Raw genomic sequence first — 18,009 nt, 5'->3', positions numbered from 1 at the left:
TCACCGGACCGTCGCGAGGATGGCGTCGACCCTCTTGGCCGCGTCGGACAGGACCTGGTCGAGGTCGGCGTCCTCCTTGGTCAGGACGGCCTGCATGACTCCGTCGAGAACGGTGTAGATCTGCTGTGCGTTCGGCGGCTCGACCTTCTGGTCGATCTGGGCGTTCCGCTCGACGAACGGCTTGTAGTTGTCCTGCGGCACGTTGGCGTACTTCGCGTGCGCGCTAGCCTGCTTGGCCTCGGCCGCGCCGTTGAAGAGCCGGTCCAGCGGAAGGCCGATGGGCACGTCGTTGCCGGAGGCCCGCTTGTCCTCGAACTCGGTGCGGTCCGGGTTCAGGTACTTCCACTGGACCCACTCGATGCCGGCCTTGATCTTCTCCGGTGACGCCTTCGGATTGAACATGAAGCCGTTGCCGCCGCCGAGGGTGGCCTCACCGGGCATGGCGGCCACGCCGTACTCGCCGTACTTCCGCTCGAACTGCTTGACGATCGTGGGAATGTTGTCCGGTCCGGCCATATACATGCCGAGCTTGCCGGAGCCCATCATCTTCTGCACGTCGTCGATCTGCAGCAGTTGACGCGTGCCCATCGACTTGTCGGTCCAGCGCATGTCGTGCAGCATCCGGAGCGCGTTGCGGCCGGCCTCGCTGTCGAAGGCGGCCTTCCACTTCCCGTCCTTCTGCACGGCGATGTCTCCGCCCATGGAGTAGACCCACGACGTGAAGTGCCAGCCGCCCTGGTTGTTCTTGCTGTAGTCGGCGTAGCCGACCGCGCCGTCGCCCAGCGCCGTGATCTTCTTGGCCGCTTCGCGGACCCCTTGCCACGTGGTGGGGGGCTTGTCGGGGTCGAGACCGGCCTTCTCGAACAGGGCGCGGTTGTAGATCAGGCCGAGGGAGTACTGCCCGTTGGGCAGGCCGTACAGAGCTCCGTCGGGGCCGGTGAACACGTCGAGGAACTCGGTCTTGACGTCCTTGAAGTACGGCATGTCCTTGACGTGCTCGGTGATCTTCGCGCCCTGGCGGCGCTGGATGAGACCTGCCGGGTCGGTGAAGTAGACGTAGTAGACGTCCTCCAGCTGGCCGCCGGCCAGCTTGGCCGAGAAGGTCTTGGGGTCCATCTGGCCTTCGCGGGCATCGATCTTGATCTTGGGATGTTCCTTCTCGAACGCTTTGACGTCCTGCTCGAAGTACTTGCGGTCCACCGGCTGGGTCTTGGGCGGCATGCCGTTCACCGAGATGGTGACCACACCGTCCCCGCCACCAGAGGACGGGGAACCACCGCAAGCGGCCAGCCCCCCACTGAGAGCGCAAGCTATGCCCACGCTGATGAATCTGCGACGGCTTCGGTCTCCACCCATGACAAATCTGCCTTCCTCAATGCACTGCGCCTGCGGTCTCGTCGACCGAGGCGTCAGCGGACATGCAGAAGGTAGAAGTCAGTCATGTAAAAAGTCAATGACAAGCTGCAAAAGATCTAAAGTTGCGTAGACAGTCCTGCGGAGCGCGGCCTGGCAGTCGAGGACCGGACGATCAGCTCTGTCTGAAACAGCGTCAGTCCAGGCGTCGTTCGGCGGCCTTGGACCTGCTCCGTGAGGACGGTGACCGCGGCTTCGGCCATCGCCGCCACGGGCTGCCGGCACGTGGTGAGGGGCGGATCGACGGCACTCATCAGCGCGGAGTCGTCGAAACCCACGACCGACAACTCTTCGGGAACGCGCAGCCCTTGGCGCCTGGCCCCTCGGACAGCCCCGAGCGCGAGTGTGTCACTTGCGCAAATGACAGCCGTCACTCCTTGCGCGAGCAGCTCGGCGACGGTGTGCGCGCCGGCCTCCAGGGAGAACAGGGCGTGCCCGACCCAGGGCGTCCAAACCTCCGGTTCCACTCCCCGGGCCCGCCAGAACCGGGCGTACCCCTTGAGCTTGCGAACGGAGGGAACGTGGCCGTCGGGGCCGACCAACAGCCCGATGCGCTCATGCCCCATACGCTCCAGATGGACAAGGGCCTGCTCGACGGCGTGAGCGTCATCGGCTGCCAGCTGGGCCACCTCCAGGTTCTCATCGGCGACGTTCACCAGCACCATCGGGACCTGGCGCTCCTTGAGTGCCCTTCCCTGCTCCTCCCCGGCATCCGCGTAGCTGGAGCCGACGAACACGATCCCGCCGATGTCCTGCGCCAGAAGCATGTCGATGTAGTTCGCTTCGGACACTCCATCAGCTGTGCGAGTGCAAAGAACTGGTATGTATCCACGCTTGTTCAGCCGCCCCGCCAGGGCTTCCGCGAAGGCCGGGAAGACCGGGTTCTGCAGGTCCGGGATCACCAGGCCCACCAGAGGGGAGCGTTCGACGTCCAGAGCTGTCGGGCGCTTGATCCCCAGCACGTCCAAGGCCCGGAAGACGCGCTCCCGGGTCGCCTCGGCGACCGCAGGACTGCCGTTCAGTACACGCCTGACGGTCACTTGGCTCACGCCCGCGAACTCGGCCACCTGTATCAGCTTCGATGCCATGAGAGCACGGTACATCGTGTTCGCAAAAATCGATCACAGTAGAGAAAATTTTCGCCAACGCGTCATGGCGGGCCTCATCCGGAAGAGGAGACGGCTTCCCGTACGTGCGGTGATCATCGAGGAGCCCGACAACGCCCGCAACGACGCCCACGCGGGCCGGCCTCGACCACACGAGCCGGGCTGAGCCGGCGCACCCTCGTGCTCTGCCGCCGAGCTGGATGAGTGACGAGTGACCTGCCGCCGAGCCGGTGAGTGACCGAGCGACGGCGCCATGCTGGGGTGCGGGCCCTGGTCGCCCACCGGCCCCGCACCACAGTCCGCCCTGCCCCCAGGGCGACACGCGGCACGCGAACTGCTCAGCGCCTGGGGACGTCTCGGCGACGATCTCGCCTACGAGTGCGGGAGCAGTCCTGGTTCGGCGGTCGCGAGTGCGGCATAACCGAACAGATGGATCTCTGCCTGGGCTCGGTCCATGGAGGTCCGGGCGATGACGTGGTAGCCGTAGGCGTCTTCCAGGGCGACCAGATTCGCGGCCACCTGCCGGGCGGGACTCTGCAGAGTGAACGCGCCGGTGTCGGCACCGGCGCTGAGGATCTTCTCGTACAGGGCGACCTGGCGCTCGTAGAGCTGCTTGCGCAGCCGGGCGTCGCCCGGTCGGCGCCGGGCTTGGGGAGAGAACTCGTACAGCAGGCAGCACAGTTCGTCTTCCGGCCCGGTGGGCAGGCCGGAGCACAGGACGGCCGAGAGCTGCTCGCGGGGGCCGTCGAACGAGGCGGCTTCGCGTTCGCGGTCGGTGCAGAACCGGTCGACGGCTTCGGCGAAGACCAGGTCGAAGAGCTCGTCGAGCTCGCGGAAGTAGTACGTCACCGTGCCGGTCGCCACCCCTGCCTGGTCGGCCACGTCCCTCACCCTGGTGGCGTTGAGGCCACGCTGGACGATCGCGGCGCGGGCGGCGCCGACCAGGTGTTCTCGGCGTGCGTCCTGCTGTCTGGGTCTGGCCAATGGTGATCCTCGGCTGGGGAGTTCAAGCGGCTCGTCGGCGATGTTATCCCTGACCTCTTGACGTGGACACCACCCTTCCCTAGTTTTTTGTCGTCTCGTCCGAAGAATTCCGGCAGGATTCCGCGGGGCCGTACGACGAGCAGTCGCGCGTCTGATCGGCGTCACGGCCACGGCCGTCGCGCTTGGTGTACCGCCGTCAGGAAGGCCACCCATGACCGGATCAACAGCACATCTCTGTCGCGCGCTCGCCGTCACGGTGGCGGCAGCCGCCATGGTCACGAGCGTCGTGGCGACCGCCCCGGCCGCGTCCGCGGTCCCCGAAGCGTCTTCCTCCTCCGTGGCAGCGGCCTCCGTGGCAGCGGCAGCTGAGCTGCCCGCGGGCACATGGTGGGGGGTCCAGGCGGGAGTGACGACGTCGCACTACAACGAGTACTTCCCCGGTTATCGGTTCGGGTGCGGCGGGGACCAGCGGCACAAGGGGGTGGACGTCGGGGCGCCGACCGGCAACCGCGTCCACGCCTGGGGTCGCGGCAGGGTCGTCGGGCGAGGCTTTGACCCGGGGGGCTACAACCGCTGGATCCAGGTCTACTTCCCCACCGTGGACATGAGCTTGACCCTCGGACACCTCCTCGACGGTTCGGAGCTACGGGTGGGCACCACGTTCACACGAGGGGCTCTGTGGGCGAAGGTCGGCACCAAGGCCGACGGCCTGAACCACGCACACGTCCACTTCCGTGCCGCCCGCGGCAACCACGGGGCGAGCCCCATCGGGCCGTGCGCGGACATGGACCCCTTCGTTCTGTGGAACGCACTCGGCCTGCCCTCCTGAGTGCGTGGGCGTCAATCCCCGGCCGGCGACCGCGACCGCGACCGCGCACCGTCCTCGGTCCGCCCCGCACCACGCATCGCGGGCACCGCTGCCCGCTGCCGTCCTCTTTCCTCGCGCTCGTCGCGCACGTGCCCCAAGCGAGGCTTCACGGCATGATCCCCAGACCTCTTCGCCTGATCGCCACCCTGTTGTGCCTGGCCGGAGCCTCCGCCGCCGCCTGCCAGCAACCGTCCGGCTCCGCACCGGCCGCCCCTGGAGCGGCGAAGCTCCAGATCACGACCCCTCCCGCAAAGGGGCCCCTCGACTCGGTGCGCTGGAACGTGGGCACCGAACCACCCTCTCTGGTCGGGTACCTCAACGACGTCAACGGAGACCACGTCACTCCGGCCCTCGCCCGACAGGCGCTGGAAACGGCCGCCGACGGACCGTTCGACGAGGGGTCCGTCGGCGGAGGCACCGGCATGAGGTGCTACGGCTTCAAAGGCGGCACCGGCACCGCGTCGCGACTCGTCACCCACGGCGGCGTCACCTACACCCTCGCCGTACTCGTCCAGGCCAACTTCGGCGCACGGCACGAACTGACCCTGGCCGGGGTGCCGATCGGACACCGCCTGCGGTGCGAGGACCCTCTGAGCGAAGCCGGGCGCCCCTCCCCGCAGGCGCCGGATCCGTCATCGTCACCGTCGCCACCGACGCTCCGCTGCTGCCCGGCCAGTGCGCGGCCCTCGCCCGGCGCGTCCCGCTCGGCCTGGCCCGCTCGGGCACCACCGGCTCCCACTTCTCCGGCGACCTCTTCCTCGCCTTCTCCACCGCCAACCCGTCCTCCCTCGCCAGCAGCTATCCCAACGGGCGAGGAGAGGAACGTCTGGACTCCCTGCTCTTCGTTCCCTGGGGCGACACGGACCGCCTGTTCGACGCCACCGTGCACTGCGTCGACGAAGCGGTGGCCGACGCGTTGGTGGCCAACACCCCCATGACCGGCCGGGACGGACACCACGTGCCCGCCCTGCCCCACCAGCAGGTCATCGACCTGCTGCGCGAGCACCACGCCGCCGGCTGAACACAGCGAGCCGACGGTGCCCCTTCCCACAAGGAGAAGCCATGTCCCCACGTCCTTCCCCCGTAACCCCCCGACGGCGAGGAGTCCTCACCACGCTGGCCGTCACCGCGGCGGTCGTGGGCGGCCTGGTATCACCGGCCGCCGCCGCCCCCGAGACCGCCGCCCCCGAGACCGCCGCCCCCGAGACCGCCGCCGCGGACACTCGCGCCGCCGGCGTCCGCCAAGCCGTCGTCAACGCCGCCAAGGCATACCTCGGCACCCCCTACAAACTCGAATACGGCTGGACCTGCGGAACCGCACGCGTCGACTGCGAATGCCTCAACCGCCACGCGATTTGGGACGGCACCAAAGCCGCCACCGGCCGTGGCCTCCAACTGAACTACTGGCTCCAGGGTCAGATCAACCAAGGCCGCCGGACCACCGACCCGCGCCCGGGCGACTTGATCTTCTGGGACACCGACCCGAACGACGGCATCCGCTACGGCGGCGACCTCGACCACACCGGCGTCTACATCGGCAACGGCCAGGCCATCGACGCCAACGCCTACTACGGCAGGGTCAAGTACGACACCGTCACCCTCGGCGGGACCGAACGCGACCCGATCTACGTCGACGTCCTCACTCCCAACGGCTACTGAGCAGCCCGGAGCACGGCCCGCCGCTCTCTCCGCGTCGGGCCGTGCTCCGCGCCCTGCACCTGATGCCGTCCACGGTCGACCAGCTGGTCAAGCCAGTGCTGGAGCTCTACGAGCACTATGACCTCGCGCCGTGGCAGCTCTCTTTGACGGCTGGACCGCTACTTCGCGGGACCGGGGAAGGCCACTTCCCGGCCCCACCGCGTCGGCTCCATCTGGCTGCGTGATTGGCCCGGACGTCCCGCGGGGCGCCGCCGGGAAACAGCGACGCCCCGCGAGGCGTGAGACGTGAACCGTGCAGCTGCCGAGGGCTGGACGAGTAGGGGTGGCGCCCCTGGGGTGGGCCTCTACTTCTGCCGTTTCCGGCGCAGGGTGAGCAGGCCGTGGCAGGCGAAGAGCACCGCGGTGAAGGCAAGGCCGATACCGGCGGCCTGGCGCATGTCGGGGACCTCCACCGCCGTGGCGGCGACGGTCAGCACCCCGACCACGGCCACGACCGCCAGCTTCCCACCGCCCGGAACGCTGAATCCGGTGAACTCCTCGGGGTTCGCCTTACGGTGGCGTCGGAAGGCGATGTACGAGGCGACGATCAGCAGCCACACCAGGAGGACGGCGAAGATGGCGATCGACATCATGATGTTGAAGAGGCCGCTGACGTCGTAGAAGGCCAGCAGAGCGGCGACGGCGATACCCAGGGACGAGACGGCCAGGGCGATCGCGGGGACGCCGCGCTTGCTCAGCTTGGCCGTCGGCGCCGGGGCCAGGCCGTCGTCTCCGAGCGAGTGCAACAGCCGGGACGCGCCGTACAGGTGGGCGTTGGCGGCCGACATGGCCGCGATGAGCACGACCGCGTTGGTGAGGGTCGCCGCGGCCGGCACGCCGACCTCGGAGAAGACCCGCACGAAGGGGCTCGCCTCGACGCTCCCGTCCCCCTCCGCCAGCTTGCGCCACGGGATCAGCGCGAGGACCAGGGTGATGGCGAGAAGGTAGAAGAAGCTCAGCCGCCAGGCCAGCTGGCGCATCGCGGTACGGATGGTGCGCTGCGGGTCGACCGCTTCCGCGGAGGCGATGGCGACGACCTCGAACCCGGCGTACGCGAACATCACCACCGACATGGCCAGCCAGATCGATTCCAGGCCGTGCGGCATGAAGCCACCGTCGTCGGAGAGGTTGGCGAAGCCGGAAGCCTCCGTGTCGGGCAGACCGAAGAAGACCAGCAGTGCGGCGCAGAGGATGAACACGCAGAGCGCGACCACCTTGATGCTGGAGAGCCAGAACTCCGTGGTGCCGAAGGACTTCACACTGATGATGTTGACCGCGAGGACGATCGCGGCGATCACCAGGATCGCCGCCGACATCGGCACCTCGGGCCACCACCAGCGGATGTAGAGCGCGGAGGCGACGACTTCCGTCCCGATGACGACGACGGCGCTGAACCAGTACAGGTATCGGCTGAGGAACCCGGCCCACGGGCCGAGGTAGCGGTGCGCGATGGTGCCGAAGGAACCCTGGACCGGGTGGGCGGCGGACATCTCGCCGAGCAGGACGGCGATGATGGCGACCAGGACCGCGCCGATCGCGTACGCGACGATCACGGCGGGGCCGGCCACGGATATCGCGGTGCTGGAGCCGAGGAAGAGTCCGGTGCCGAGCGCGGAGCCCAGCCCGATCATGGTGGTCTGCCGGTGGGTGAGGGAGCGGACCAGCCCTCCACCTGCGGGCGACGGTCTGGCGCCGTCGGCTTCGGAGGGCGGGGCGAGCGGTGCGGAGTCGCTGGGTGCGGCCATGGCGGTGGGACCCTTCTGGAAGGTGATGGGGGTGGGAGCGGGGCGGCGACTCAGAACTCGCTGTTGCGGAACGGCTTCGCCGGTGCGTTCAGGTCCGGCTTGCCCAGGACCTTCGGCGAGGACAGTGCGTAGATGCCGTGGTTGGTCAGCGTCCACGCGATGTTGCGGTCCCACTCCACGTACACGCCGTGGGTCTGGTTGCCGTACGCGTAGTCCGCGGTGGAGGGACCGTACGCCTTCGGAACGAAGTACGCCGATATCTCCGGCGACGCGGGCTTGGAGACATCGAAGAACTGCACGCCCGCGTTGTAGAAGCCGTAGCTCAGGACACCGGGGGTGTGTCGGCCCGGGTTGGTGTAGTAGCCGGTGCGCTTGGGGCCGAAGCTGCCGCGGCGCTGGCAGTAGTCGTTGATGCCGGCGGCCTTCGGCGGGGTCGGGCGGGGGAGGACGCCGACGACGCGGGGCTTCTTCGGGTCCCGTGCGTCGATCTGGTAGACGTCCTTGTAGGGCTCGTAGCAGTCCTCGGTGAGCGGGTAGCCGGAGTAGTAGATCATTCCGGTCTTCTCGTACTGGGAGACGTCGATGTTGTCGCCCTCGGTGCCCGCGACGGAGGCCGGCAGGTCCAGGTGGCTGACGGTCCTCATGTTCGAGGGGTTCGAGACGTCCAGTACCGTCAGGCCGTAGCCGCCCATGGCCGCGAAGGCGTAGCGTCCGCCCTTCTCGACCGGCTTGGGGAGGAAGAGCGGCATCCGGGCGCCCATCCAACTGGTCCGGTTCCCGCAGCGCGGGTTGTTCCGGTACGCGGCCTCCTCGCCGGTGCGCTGGCCCGGCAGGTGCCAGGTGTCGAGGAGCTTCGGGCGGGCCGGGTCGGACATGTCCCAGGACTGGTAGCCCGCCGAGTGCAGATTGGTGGGGTACTCGGTCCCGGAGTAGGAATCGTTCGGCGCCGTGGCGATGAACATGTACTTCTCGCCGGTCCAGTGCGGCACGTCGATCGAGCCGGAGCCCTGCTGTGCCGTGGCCGGGTCGGTGTTCAGAGGGTCGGCCTGCGTGGAGTCGGTGGAGACCGTCGTCAGCAGTTTCCAGTCCTTCTTGCGGGGGCCGTCCAGGCGGAACACCTTGAAGCCCTTGAGCCCCGGCTTGGCCCGCAGCTTCGCGACGCCCTCCGGGTTGTTGTACTTGTCCTTGGGCGGGTGGTCGGAGAGTTCCGAGATCTGGCGTCTGCTCTCGAAGCTCTGGACCATGACGTACGCGTTCAGCTTCTTGTTCCACTGGATGGTGGACGCGCCCCAGTAGTCGTGCGCCGCCCAGTCGCCATTCGCCCGGGTCTCGTCGCCGCCCACGTCCTCGCGGCTCATCCTCTCGACCACCTTGACCTTCTTGACGTCGGTGATGTCGTAGACGCGGCCGTCGGAGCGGCTGTACTGGAAGAGGTAGCGGCGGCCGTCGAAGTCGACGATGTTCTGCCAGGTGTGGAAGTAGTCGGGGGTGAAGTCGGCCCCCTCGTAGGCGGCTTCGACCTTCATGTTCTTGATGTACGAACGGGTGTCGTACTTCTCGTTGCGGCCCGGGAAGGAGTGTTCGTTCTGCTCGTCGACCGGGGTGAGCGCGGGGTGCCGGAAGCTGCCGTCCAGTTGCATGCCGTACGAGCCGGGGTCGGCCGGCCCGGGGCGGCGGTCCTCGCACGCGTCGAGGATGTCGGGATCGGCGGCGGGGATGGCCGTGGCGCTGGTGGTGTCCGCGCCGGAGACACCGGGAGCGAGGAGTGTGGCCGTGGTGGCGGCGGCTACCACCGCGGCGAGGGCGGCTTTTCTGCGGAGGGGACGCATCTGACGGTCCAATCGGAGCAGGAAGGGAGCGGGATGGGCCGTGTGCCCCTGGGGCGGGCGCGCGGGCCGAATCAGGTGACGGTGGGGCGCTGCCGGAATTCGGGGCTGTGGTGGTCGCCGTCGGTCACGACGGCGAGCAGTTCGCGGACGGCGTGCAGGACGTCCGCGTGGGTGACGTAGAGGGCGTTGAATCCGAACCGGAGCAGGTCCGGAGCGCGCATGTCGCCGATCACACCGCGGGCGGTGAGCGCGGCCACCAGCGGGTACGCCTCCGCGTGGCGCAGGGCCACCTGGCTGCCGCGGCGGGCCGGGTCGCGCGGGGTTGCCATGGTGAAGCCGAGGCCGTCGAGGAGTTCGTCGGCGCACTCCTGGAAGAACCCGGTCAGGGAGAGGCTCTTCTTGCGCACGGCCGTCATGTCCACCCCGTCGAAGGCCGTCAGCGCGGCTTCGAGGGCGAGGAGCGACAACAGCGGCGGAGTGCTGATCCGGGCCCGGCTGATGTCCGTCCCCGGGGTGTACGTGCCCGCCATGGCGAACGGCTCCGCGTGTCCGTGCCAGCCGGTGAGGGGGTGGTCGAAGTCCGGCTGGTGCCGCCGGGCGACATAGGCGAACGCGGGCGCCCCGGGGCCGCCGGAGAGGTACTTGTAGCCGCAGCCGACCGCGAAGTCCGCCTCGATGGCGTCGAGTTCGACGGGGAGGGAGCCCGCCGCGTGGCACAGGTCCCAGTGCATCAGGGCACCGGCGGCGTGCGCGGCGGCGGTGAGCGCGGCCATGTCGTACAGCTCGCCGGTGCGGTAGTCCACCGGGGCGTAGGCGGCCACGGCGACGTTCCCGGCTTCGGCGGCCAGCACCGCGGCGGCCTCGCGGGCCGGTACCCGGCGGACGTCGAGCCCGAGGAGTCGGCCAACCGAGTCGGCGATGTACTGGTCGGTGGGGAAGTGGTCGGGATCGGTCAGCAGCAGTCGGCGTCCGGGGCGCATCCGGGCGGCGGCCAGCAGGGTGTTGAAGAGCTGGACGCTGGTGGAGTCCCCGACGACCGTCTGCCCGGGGGCCGCGCCGATCAGCCGGCCGAGCGCGTCGCCGGTCCGGGTCGGCGCCTCCCACCAGCCGTTGCCGTTCCAGGAACGGATCAGGTCGGTGCCCCACTGGCGGTGCACGGCGTCCTCGACGACCGCCGGGACGGCGGCGGGAAGGGCGCCCAGGGAGTTGCCGTCGAGGTAGACGACGCCTTCGGGGAGGAGGAAGCGGGCGCGGACGTGGGCGAGGGGGTCGGCGGCGTCGAGCGCTGTGGCGCGTTCGGTCAGCATGGGGTGTCTCCGTCGTCGTGTGAGGGGGCGCGCCCGGCGGCAGGGGCGGGGGCGGCTTCGCGGTCCCTGGTGAGATCGAGCGCGATGTCCGTGAGCAGGTCCTCCTGCCCGCCGACCAGCCGCCGCCGTCCGGCCTCGACCAGCAGGTCACGGGTGTCGAGCCGGTGGCGCAGGGCCGTGTTCTCGGCGTGCCGCAGGAAGCTGGAGTACACCCCGGCGTACCCGAGGGTGAGGGTCTCCCGGTCGACGCGCACGGGCCGGTCCTGCGTCGGTCGTACGAGTTCTTCGGCGGCGTCCATGAGCGGGAACAGCGCGCAGCCGTGTTCCCAGCCCATGAGGTCGAACACCGCCACCGTCGGCTCCAACGGCGCGTTGCCGGCGCCGGCGCCCTGTCCGGCGAGGGAGGCGTCGACGCGGTACGCCCCCGCTTCCACCGCCACGATGCTGTTGGCCACGCCCAGGCCGAGGTTGTGGTGGGCGTGGATGCCGATCTCGGTGGCCGGATCGAGGGCGTCGCGGTAGGCGCGGACCCGGTCCCGCACGCCGTCCATGGTCAACCGGCCGCCGGAGTCGGTGACGTAGACGCAGTGTGCGCCGTACGACTCCATGAGGCGGGCCTGGGCCGCCAGTTCGGCGGGCGGGGCCAGGTGGGACATCATCAGGAAGCCCGACACGTCCATGCCCAGTTCGCGGGCCAGGCCGATGTGCTGGGCGGAGATGTCCGCCTCGGTGCAGTGGGTGGCGACGCGGACGGAGGTGACGCCGAGGGAGTGGGCGCGGCGCAGGTCGTCGGCGGTGCCGATGCCGGGCAGCAGCAGGGTGGTGAGCCTGGCGCGGTCGAGCACGTCGGCCGCGGCTTCCAGCCATTCCTCGTCGGTGTGTGCGCCGGGGCCGTAGGTGACGGACGAGCCGGAGAGGCCGTCGCCGTGGGCGACTTCGATGGCGTCGACACCGGCCGCTTCGAGGGCGGCGGCGATCGCCCGGACCTGTTCGAGGGTGTAGCGGTGCGACACGGCGTGCATGCCGTCCCGCAGGGTGACGTCCTGGACGTAGACCTTGGTCATCGGGCCCGGCTCCGTTCGGCCAGGCGCTCGGCGGTGCGCAGCGCGGCGGAGGTCATGATGTCGAGGTTTCCGGCGTAGGCCGGGAGGTAGTGGGCGGCGCCCTCGACCTCCAGGTAGACGGAGACGAGGAGCCGCCCGCCGGGCCCGAGTGCCGTCAGCGGATCGTCGGACGCCAAGGAGCGGAACTGCGGCTCCTGCTTGAGCCGGTAGCCGGGCACGTACGCGGCGACGGAGTCGACCATGGCGTGAATGGAGGCGGTCACCTGCTGGGGGTCGCAGTCGTCGACGACGCAGTGGACGGTGTCGCGCATCAACAGCGGTGGTTCGGCGGGGTTGAGCACGATGATCGCCTTGCCACGGGTCGCGCCGCCCACCTGTTCGAGGGCGCGGGAGGTGGTCTCGGTGAACTCGTCGATGTTGGCGCGGGTGCCCGGGCCGGCAGACCGGGAGGAGATCGAGGCGACGATCTCCGCGTAGTGGACCGGTGCCACCGCCGAGACGGCGGCGACGATGGGGACGGTGGCCTGACCGCCGCAGGTGACCATGTTGACGTTGGGCGCGTCGAGGTGCTCGTCGAGATTGACGGACGGTACGACGTACGGGCCGATGGCCGCGGGGGTCAGGTCGACGATCGTCTTGCCGTACGGCGCGAGGGCTGCGGCGTTGTGGTGGTGGGCGGCGGCGGACGTGGCGTCGAAGACCAGGTCGATCTCGTCGAATCCGTCGAGGGCCAGGAGCCCGGTCACTCCGCCGGCGCTGGTGGGCACGGAGAGGCGGCGGGCCCGTGCGAGCCCTGCCGACTCCGGGTCGATGCCGATCATCGCGGCGGCGGTGACGTTCCCCGATCCCCTGATGATCTTGATGAGGAGATCGGTGCCGATGTTGCCCGATCCGATCACGGCTGCCTTCATCGGACGGCCTCCTTCGCCAGCGGGGCCAGACCGAAGAAGCGGACGGCGTTGCCGCCGAGGACGGCGGTCCGCTCCGCCGGGGAGAGTTCGCTCTCCCGCACGAGCCGGCCGATCTCCTCCTCACCGAGCGGGAAGGGGTGGTCGGAACCGAGCAGCACCTGTTCCACTCCCATCACGTCCACGAGGAGCCGTAGCGCGCCGAGGTCGAAGACGGCCGAGTCCACGGAGAAGCGGTCGGTGTAGTACGAGGGCGGATGCGGACTGTCGGCGCGTACGAGGTCCCTGCGGTGCCAGGCGTTGTCGGCCCGTCCCAGGAGGTACGGGAAGCTGCCGCCGCCGTGGGCGAACATCAGCCGGAGCGAGGCGGGGAGGCGTTCGAAGGCACCGGAAAGGATCAGCGAAAGGATGGTCAGATGGGTCTCACCGGCCATGCCCGCGAGCCAGGCCAGCATGTACCGGGAGAACCTCGGCCCGGACGGCAGGTCCCAGGGGTGGACCAGGACGGCCGCGTCCTCCTCGGCGCAGTGGGCGAGAAATTCGATCAGCGCGCCGTGGTCGAGGTCTCGATCGCCGAGGTGGTTGCCGATGTGGACGCCGCGGAAACCCTGTCCCATGGCGTCGCTGACCATCGCACAGGCGGCTTCGGTGTCCTGGAGGGGCACCTGGCAGAGGGGGGCCAGCCGGTCCGGGGCGTGCGCGGCGTACCGCAGCAGATGCGCGTTGACCGTCCGGCACCACTCGACGGCGCGCTCGGGTTCGAGGTCGTAGCCGAACAGCATGGGGGTACTGGACAGCACCTGGACGTCCACGCCGAGCCGGTCCAGGTCGGCGATGCGCTCCGCCGGGTCCCACAGGGTGCGGCTCACCGGCCGGTACTCGGTGGAACCGGCCATCATCATTCCGGTGCCCGGTCCGTCCGTGGTGCGCAGCCAGGGGCCGTCGTCGGAGCCGGTGAGCAGTCGGGATTCGGCGCGGCCGATCTCCGGGAAGACGTGGGCGTGCACGTCGACGACGGTCACGCTCCCGCCTCCTCGTCGCGGCGGGTGCGTGGACGCAGCCGTTCGGGCCAGTCCCGGCCGGGGTGCACGGCGGCGCAGTGGGGGCAGGTGCGCGCGGTCGTGTCGGCGTAGAAGGCGCCGAACACCGGGGGCAGGTCGTCGACGATCGAGGTGAGCTGGACCTCGCTGCGGTGCACCAGGTGGTGGCACTCCATGCAGTACCACTCGAACGCGTCGAGGTGCCCTGGCGGTCGGGCGAACTCGACGACGAGGCCGATGCTGTCCTCCTCCGGCCGCTGCGGGGAGTGCCGCAGGTGCGCCGGGGCGAGGAAAACGTCTCCCTCGCGGATGTGGATGTCGCGCGGCGGCCGGCCCTCCTCCTCCATGACGCGGAGCACCATGTCGCCCTTGAGCTGGTAGAAGAACTCCTCGATGGGGTCGTCGTGGAAGTCGGTGCGCCGGTTGGGTCCGCCCACGACCGTCACCATCAGATCGGCGTCCTGCCAGATCTGGACATTGCCCACCGGCGGCTTGAGCAGGTGCCGGTTCTCCTCGATCCAGGACTGGAGGTTGAACGGTCTCATGGTCATCGGTGCTGTTCCTCGCTCTGGTGGAGGTGGCCGCTCCGGGGGAGGTGGGCCACGCCGCTGATCTCGATCAGGAGGTGGGGATGGGGCAACTGGTGGACGGCGACGGTGGTGCGGGTCGGCCCGTGCTCGTCGAAGTACTCGGCGTAGACGTCGTTGTAGCCTCCGAAGTCGTTCATGCTGACGAGGTACGTGGTGACCGACACCAGGTCGTCGAGGCCGCCGCCGGCCGCGTCGAGCAACGCCGCGATGTTGTCGAGCACGGCCCGGGTCTGGGCCCGGACGTCGAGGTCGGTCACGCCCATCGGGTCGACGTTCGCGCCGACGAAGGTGCCGTCGGGGCGCCGGGAGCTGGTGCCGGAGACGAAGACGAAGTCGCCCGCGCGCCTCAGGTGCGGGAAACGGCCGCGGGGCGGCGCGGCGCCGGGGACGATCACGCGTCCTCCTCGGTGCTGGTCGGAGCGCTGGTGGCGGTGAACTGGACGGCACCGATTCCTGTGACCGACGCCCGTACGTGTGCACCGGGGGGCAGTGGTACGGCGGCGGTCGCCGCGCCGGCGAGGATCACGGTGCCCGGCTCCAGCGAACCGGCGATCCGGGCCGCCGCTGCGAGGGCGCGCAGCGGATGCCCGAGGATCGCCGCGGTGGAACCGGTCTCCACCGGGCGTCCGTCGAGTTCCAGCAGGACGCCCAGGTTGCCCAGTCCGCTCGCGGCACCCGGCTCTCCCCAGGGCCCCACGGCGTAGGCCGCGGCCGAGGTGTTGTCGGCGATGACCTCGGGCAGGGAGAACCGGAAGCCGTCGTACCGGGAGTCGATGACCTCCAGCGCGGGCGCCACGGCCGCGACGGCCGCCCACGGATCGGCGCCCGGACGCAGGGTGCTCCCCAGGAGGAACGCCACTTCCGGTTCGACCCGCGGATGGATCAGTCCCGAGATGTCGAACTGTCCCCCGTCGGGGATCTCCATCCGATCCGTCAGCCGTCCGTGGATCAGATCCGCGACGCCCATCTGCCGCATCTTGGCGAGGCTGGTGAAGCCCAGCTTGAAGCCGGTGAGCCGCTCGCCGCGGTCCAGCCGCCGCACGATCAGGGCGTCCTGGACCGCGTACGCCTCGGTGGTGTCCGCCAGGCCGGTGGCACCGCCCGGCAGCGGACGCGCGTCCAACGCCGCACGGTCGAGGGACTCGGCCAGGGTCGTGATGTTCATCGGACCGCCCCTTCCGTGTCGACGCGCCCGAAGGCCGCGCGCACCGACCCGAGCCCGTCGATCCGGGCCTCGAACACATCACCCGGCTCGACGGCTGCCATGGGACCGAGCGCGCCGGTGAGCACCGTGTCCCCGGCCCGCAGCGGACTGCCGAGCCGGACGAGTGTGTCCGCCAGCCAGAGGGCCGCGTGCAGTGGGTTGCCGAGGCAGGCGACACCCGCACCGGTGGAGACGGGCTCGCCACGGCGCTCCAACACCATGCCGGCGGAACGCAGATCGAGTTCCCGCAGTAGCACGGGTCGCGTGCCCAGCACGTACGCGCCGCTGGAGGCGTTGTCGGCGATGGTGTCCACGGCGGATATGTCCCAGTCACGGATCCGGCTGCCGACCACCTCGATGGCGGGCAGCACGAACGCGGTCGCGCGGATCACGTCGGCCACCGTGTGCCGATCGTGTACGAGGTCACTTTCGAGAACCAGGGCGACCTCGGCCTCCACCTTGGGCTGGAGTACCGAGCCCCAGGGGATCTCGGCGCCGTCCGGTACGGCGGTGTCGTCGAGGAGGGCGCCGAAGTCCGGTGTGTCGACGCCGAGTTGCCGCTGTACCGCGGTCGAGGTGAGACCGATCTTCCAACCCGTGACGCGCCGGCCGCGGGCGAGGCGTCCTTCGGTCAGGAGGGACTGGACGGCGTAGGCGGCCTCCAGGTCACCGGGCGGCAGGAGGTCGCGGACCGGTGCACACGGAACGCCTGTGCGATGCGCCTCGTCGAGCCGCTCGGCGGCCCCCGTCACCGGGTCGCGTGGGGCGCCCGTCCTGGTCGCGGTGGAGTCCGTCGTACTCACAGTTTCACGCACACATTCATCGGTTCGGAGAAGAAGTCGAGGGAGTGGTCGCCGCCCTCACGGCCGATCCCGGACGCCTTCACACCGCCGAAGGGCGCACGGAGGTCACGCAGGTTCCAGGTGTTGACCCAGGCGGTGCCGACCTCCAGGGCGGGGGCGACGCGGTGGGCGCGGCCCACGTCACCGGTCCACACCGTGGCGGCCAGTCCGTACGGGCCGGCGTTGGCGAGGGCCAACGCCTCGTCCTCGGTGTCGAACGGCGCGAGGTGTACGACCGGGCCGAAGATCTCGTCCCGTACCGCCGGGTGGTCCTCCGGTAGTCCGGCCAGCACGGTGGGTTCCACCCAGAAGCCGCCGTCCCGCTCGTCCCCGAAGCGCGGTACCCCGCCGCCCGCCAGTACCTCCCCGTCGGCGGCGGCCCTCTCCAGGTGGCCCAGCACCTTGTCCCGGTGGGCGGCGGAGACCATCGGGCCGTAGCCGGAAAGTTCCTTCGCGCCGGTGGCGAGCGCGGCGGCGAACGCGTCGAAGACCGGCCGTTGCACGTACAACCGCTCGGTGCACAGACAGACCTGCCCGCTGTGGGTGAAGGCGGAGCGGAGGGTGCCGGCGACCGCCTGCTCAAGATCCGCGTCGGCGAAGACGAGTCCGGCGTTCTTACCGCCCAGTTCGAAGGAGACCGGCGCCAACCGCTCCGCAGCCGCCCGCATGATCATCGATCCGGTGCGCGACTCACCCGTGAAGGCGACGGCGTCCACCCCCGGGTGCTCGGTGAGCCACTGGCCGGCCGCGTCCGCTCCCGGTCCGTGCACGAGGTTGAAGACGCCCGGCGGAACCTCCGCCTCGGCCAGCACCTCGGCCAGCAGACAGGCCGTGCCGGGGGTGAGTTCGGACGGCTTGGCCACCACCGTGTTGCCGGTCGCGAGGGCGGGCGCGACCTTCCAGCTGAGCAGGAGCAGCGGCAGGTTCCACGGCGAGATCACCGCGACGACGCCGAGCGGCTTGTGGACGGTGTAGTTCAGCGCGCCGCGGCCGTCCGGGGTGGCGGTGTGCCAGGACCGTTCGCCGCGCCCGGTCAGGAGCCCCGCGTAGGAGCGAAAGTTGGCCACGGCCCGGGGGATGTCGACCGACGAGGCCAACGCGCGCGGCTTGCCGGTGTCGGCGCACTCGGCCGCGACGAACTTCTCGAAGCGCCGCTCGATTCCGTCGGCGATCCGGTGCAGCAACCGTGACCGCTCGGTCGGGCTCCATACCGCCCACGGCCCGCGCAGCGCCTCCCCAGCCGCACGAACCGCCCGGTCGACCACCTCCCGGGACGCCTGCGGTACCTCGCCGGCAACACGCCCGGTGACCGGGTCGACGAGCGGGAGCGGCACGCCGGACGCGTCGAACCCGCCTCCTACGTAATGCCGTACGGGTGAACTCACGCTGTGGACCTCCGTCATCCAGCCGG

The 18,009-nt window shown here is 70.0% G+C and carries 17 protein-coding genes and 1 pseudogene; 4 read left to right on the top strand and 14 right to left on the bottom strand.

Features of this window, described 5'->3' with window-relative positions:
* The 3 genes from AC3CH1_RS00930 to AC3CH1_RS00920 form a co-directional block, all read right to left on the bottom strand.
* On the bottom strand, positions 1–1,245 hold the full coding sequence (locus AC3CH1_RS00930) for an extracellular solute-binding protein (RefSeq protein ID WP_488461072.1): 1,245 nt from the start codon (positions 1,243–1,245) through the stop codon (positions 1–3).
* 227 nt (positions 1,246–1,472) lie between these two features.
* Positions 1,473–2,501 (bottom strand): LacI family DNA-binding transcriptional regulator, encoded by a 1,029-nt coding sequence (locus AC3CH1_RS00925; protein ID WP_488461071.1) that lies wholly within the window; start codon positions 2,499–2,501, stop codon positions 1,473–1,475.
* 390 nt (positions 2,502–2,891) lie between these two features.
* Positions 2,892–3,503, bottom strand: a complete 612-nt coding sequence (locus AC3CH1_RS00920) for a TetR/AcrR family transcriptional regulator (protein WP_488461070.1) — start codon at positions 3,501–3,503, stop codon at positions 2,892–2,894.
* 211 nt (positions 3,504–3,714) lie between these two features.
* On the opposite strand from AC3CH1_RS00920, the gene AC3CH1_RS00915 reads away from it, so the two are divergent.
* From AC3CH1_RS00915 to AC3CH1_RS00900, 4 genes and pseudogenes are all read left to right on the top strand, one after another.
* Complete coding sequence (locus AC3CH1_RS00915; RefSeq protein WP_488461069.1) at positions 3,715–4,332, top strand: peptidoglycan DD-metalloendopeptidase family protein; 618 nt, start codon at positions 3,715–3,717, stop codon at positions 4,330–4,332.
* 152 nt (positions 4,333–4,484) lie between these two features.
* Positions 4,485–4,892: pseudogene (locus AC3CH1_RS00910) on the top strand (P1 family peptidase); the annotation flags it as partial.
* Between the two features lie 56 nt (positions 4,893–4,948).
* On the top strand, positions 4,949–5,392 hold the full coding sequence (locus AC3CH1_RS00905) for a P1 family peptidase (protein ID WP_488461068.1): 444 nt from the start codon (positions 4,949–4,951) through the stop codon (positions 5,390–5,392).
* A gap of 41 nt (positions 5,393–5,433) precedes the next feature.
* Positions 5,434–6,030, top strand: a complete 597-nt coding sequence (locus AC3CH1_RS00900; RefSeq protein ID WP_488461067.1) for an NlpC/P60 family protein — start codon at positions 5,434–5,436, stop codon at positions 6,028–6,030.
* A 344-nt stretch (positions 6,031–6,374) separates the two neighbouring features.
* Here the strand turns inward: AC3CH1_RS00900 and AC3CH1_RS00895 are convergent, their stop codons facing one another.
* From AC3CH1_RS00895 to AC3CH1_RS00845, 11 genes are all read right to left on the bottom strand, one after another.
* On the bottom strand, positions 6,375–7,814 hold the full coding sequence (locus AC3CH1_RS00895; RefSeq protein ID WP_488461066.1) for an amino acid permease: 1,440 nt from the start codon (positions 7,812–7,814) through the stop codon (positions 6,375–6,377).
* Between the two features lie 50 nt (positions 7,815–7,864).
* Entirely contained in the window at positions 7,865–9,643 is a 1,779-nt protein-coding gene (locus AC3CH1_RS00890) for an LVIVD repeat-containing protein (RefSeq protein WP_488461065.1), read from the bottom strand.
* A gap of 71 nt (positions 9,644–9,714) precedes the next feature.
* Complete coding sequence (gene kynU / locus AC3CH1_RS00885) at positions 9,715–10,950, bottom strand: kynureninase (protein ID WP_488461064.1); 1,236 nt, start codon at positions 10,948–10,950, stop codon at positions 9,715–9,717.
* Positions 10,944–12,014, bottom strand: coding sequence for a 4-hydroxy-2-oxovalerate aldolase (gene dmpG, locus AC3CH1_RS00880; protein WP_488461063.1), 1,071 nt, complete (start codon positions 12,012–12,014; stop codon positions 10,944–10,946). The genes kynU and dmpG overlap by 7 nt, the downstream gene beginning before the upstream one ends.
* Entirely contained in the window at positions 12,011–12,925 is a 915-nt protein-coding gene (locus AC3CH1_RS00875; protein ID WP_488461062.1) for an acetaldehyde dehydrogenase (acetylating), read from the bottom strand. Before AC3CH1_RS00875 ends, dmpG begins: the two co-directional genes overlap by 4 nt.
* The gene (locus tag AC3CH1_RS00870) at positions 12,922–13,944 is read right to left on the bottom strand and encodes an amidohydrolase family protein (RefSeq protein ID WP_406188019.1); all 1,023 of its coding nucleotides are present in this window, start codon (positions 13,942–13,944) and stop codon (positions 12,922–12,924) included. The genes AC3CH1_RS00875 and AC3CH1_RS00870 overlap by 4 nt, the downstream gene beginning before the upstream one ends.
* Positions 13,941–14,513, bottom strand: a complete 573-nt coding sequence (locus tag AC3CH1_RS00865) for a 3-hydroxyanthranilate 3,4-dioxygenase (protein WP_488461061.1) — start codon at positions 14,511–14,513, stop codon at positions 13,941–13,943. The genes AC3CH1_RS00870 and AC3CH1_RS00865 overlap by 4 nt, the downstream gene beginning before the upstream one ends.
* A complete protein-coding gene (locus AC3CH1_RS00860; RefSeq protein WP_488461060.1) occupies positions 14,510–14,947 on the bottom strand; it encodes a RidA family protein in 438 nt (145 codons plus the stop codon). The genes AC3CH1_RS00865 and AC3CH1_RS00860 overlap by 4 nt, the downstream gene beginning before the upstream one ends.
* Complete coding sequence (locus AC3CH1_RS00855) at positions 14,944–15,717, bottom strand: 2-keto-4-pentenoate hydratase (RefSeq protein WP_488461059.1); 774 nt, start codon at positions 15,715–15,717, stop codon at positions 14,944–14,946. Before AC3CH1_RS00855 ends, AC3CH1_RS00860 begins: the two co-directional genes overlap by 4 nt.
* Positions 15,714–16,559, bottom strand: coding sequence for a 2-keto-4-pentenoate hydratase (locus AC3CH1_RS00850; protein WP_488461058.1), 846 nt, complete (start codon positions 16,557–16,559; stop codon positions 15,714–15,716). The genes AC3CH1_RS00855 and AC3CH1_RS00850 overlap by 4 nt, the downstream gene beginning before the upstream one ends.
* Positions 16,556–17,983: an aldehyde dehydrogenase family protein gene (locus AC3CH1_RS00845; protein ID WP_488461057.1), complete on the bottom strand. Its 1,428-nt coding sequence runs from the start codon at positions 17,981–17,983 to the stop codon at positions 16,556–16,558. Before AC3CH1_RS00845 ends, AC3CH1_RS00850 begins: the two co-directional genes overlap by 4 nt.
* Between the last annotated feature and the right edge of the window lie 26 nt (positions 17,984–18,009).

It is taken from the genome of Streptomyces sp. MGP-P1 (assembly GCF_057766565.1).
Note: the sequence above shows the minus strand (reverse complement) of the source record. Positions and strands in the feature narration are given on the sequence as shown.

Bases quoted from the DNA above. Each gene is read 5' to 3' on its own strand.
- AC3CH1_RS00925 (WP_488461071.1), bottom strand. From the start codon at position 2,501: ATGGCATCGAAGCTGATACAGGTGGCCGAGTTCGCGGGCGTGAGCCAA.
- AC3CH1_RS00915 (WP_488461069.1), top strand. From the start codon at position 3,715: ATGACCGGATCAACAGCACATCTCTGTCGCGCGCTCGCCGTCACGGTG.
- AC3CH1_RS00900 (WP_488461067.1), top strand. From the start codon at position 5,434: ATGTCCCCACGTCCTTCCCCCGTAACCCCCCGACGGCGAGGAGTCCTC.
- AC3CH1_RS00895 (WP_488461066.1), bottom strand. From the start codon at position 7,814: ATGGCCGCACCCAGCGACTCCGCACCGCTCGCCCCGCCCTCCGAAGCC.
- AC3CH1_RS00890 (WP_488461065.1), bottom strand. From the start codon at position 9,643: ATGCGTCCCCTCCGCAGAAAAGCCGCCCTCGCCGCGGTGGTAGCCGCC.
- kynU (WP_488461064.1), bottom strand. From the start codon at position 10,950: ATGCTGACCGAACGCGCCACAGCGCTCGACGCCGCCGACCCCCTCGCC.
- dmpG (WP_488461063.1), bottom strand. From the start codon at position 12,014: ATGACCAAGGTCTACGTCCAGGACGTCACCCTGCGGGACGGCATGCAC.
- AC3CH1_RS00875 (WP_488461062.1), bottom strand. From the start codon at position 12,925: ATGAAGGCAGCCGTGATCGGATCGGGCAACATCGGCACCGATCTCCTC.
- AC3CH1_RS00865 (WP_488461061.1), bottom strand. From the start codon at position 14,513: ATGACCATGAGACCGTTCAACCTCCAGTCCTGGATCGAGGAGAACCGG.
- AC3CH1_RS00855 (WP_488461059.1), bottom strand. From the start codon at position 15,717: ATGAACATCACGACCCTGGCCGAGTCCCTCGACCGTGCGGCGTTGGAC.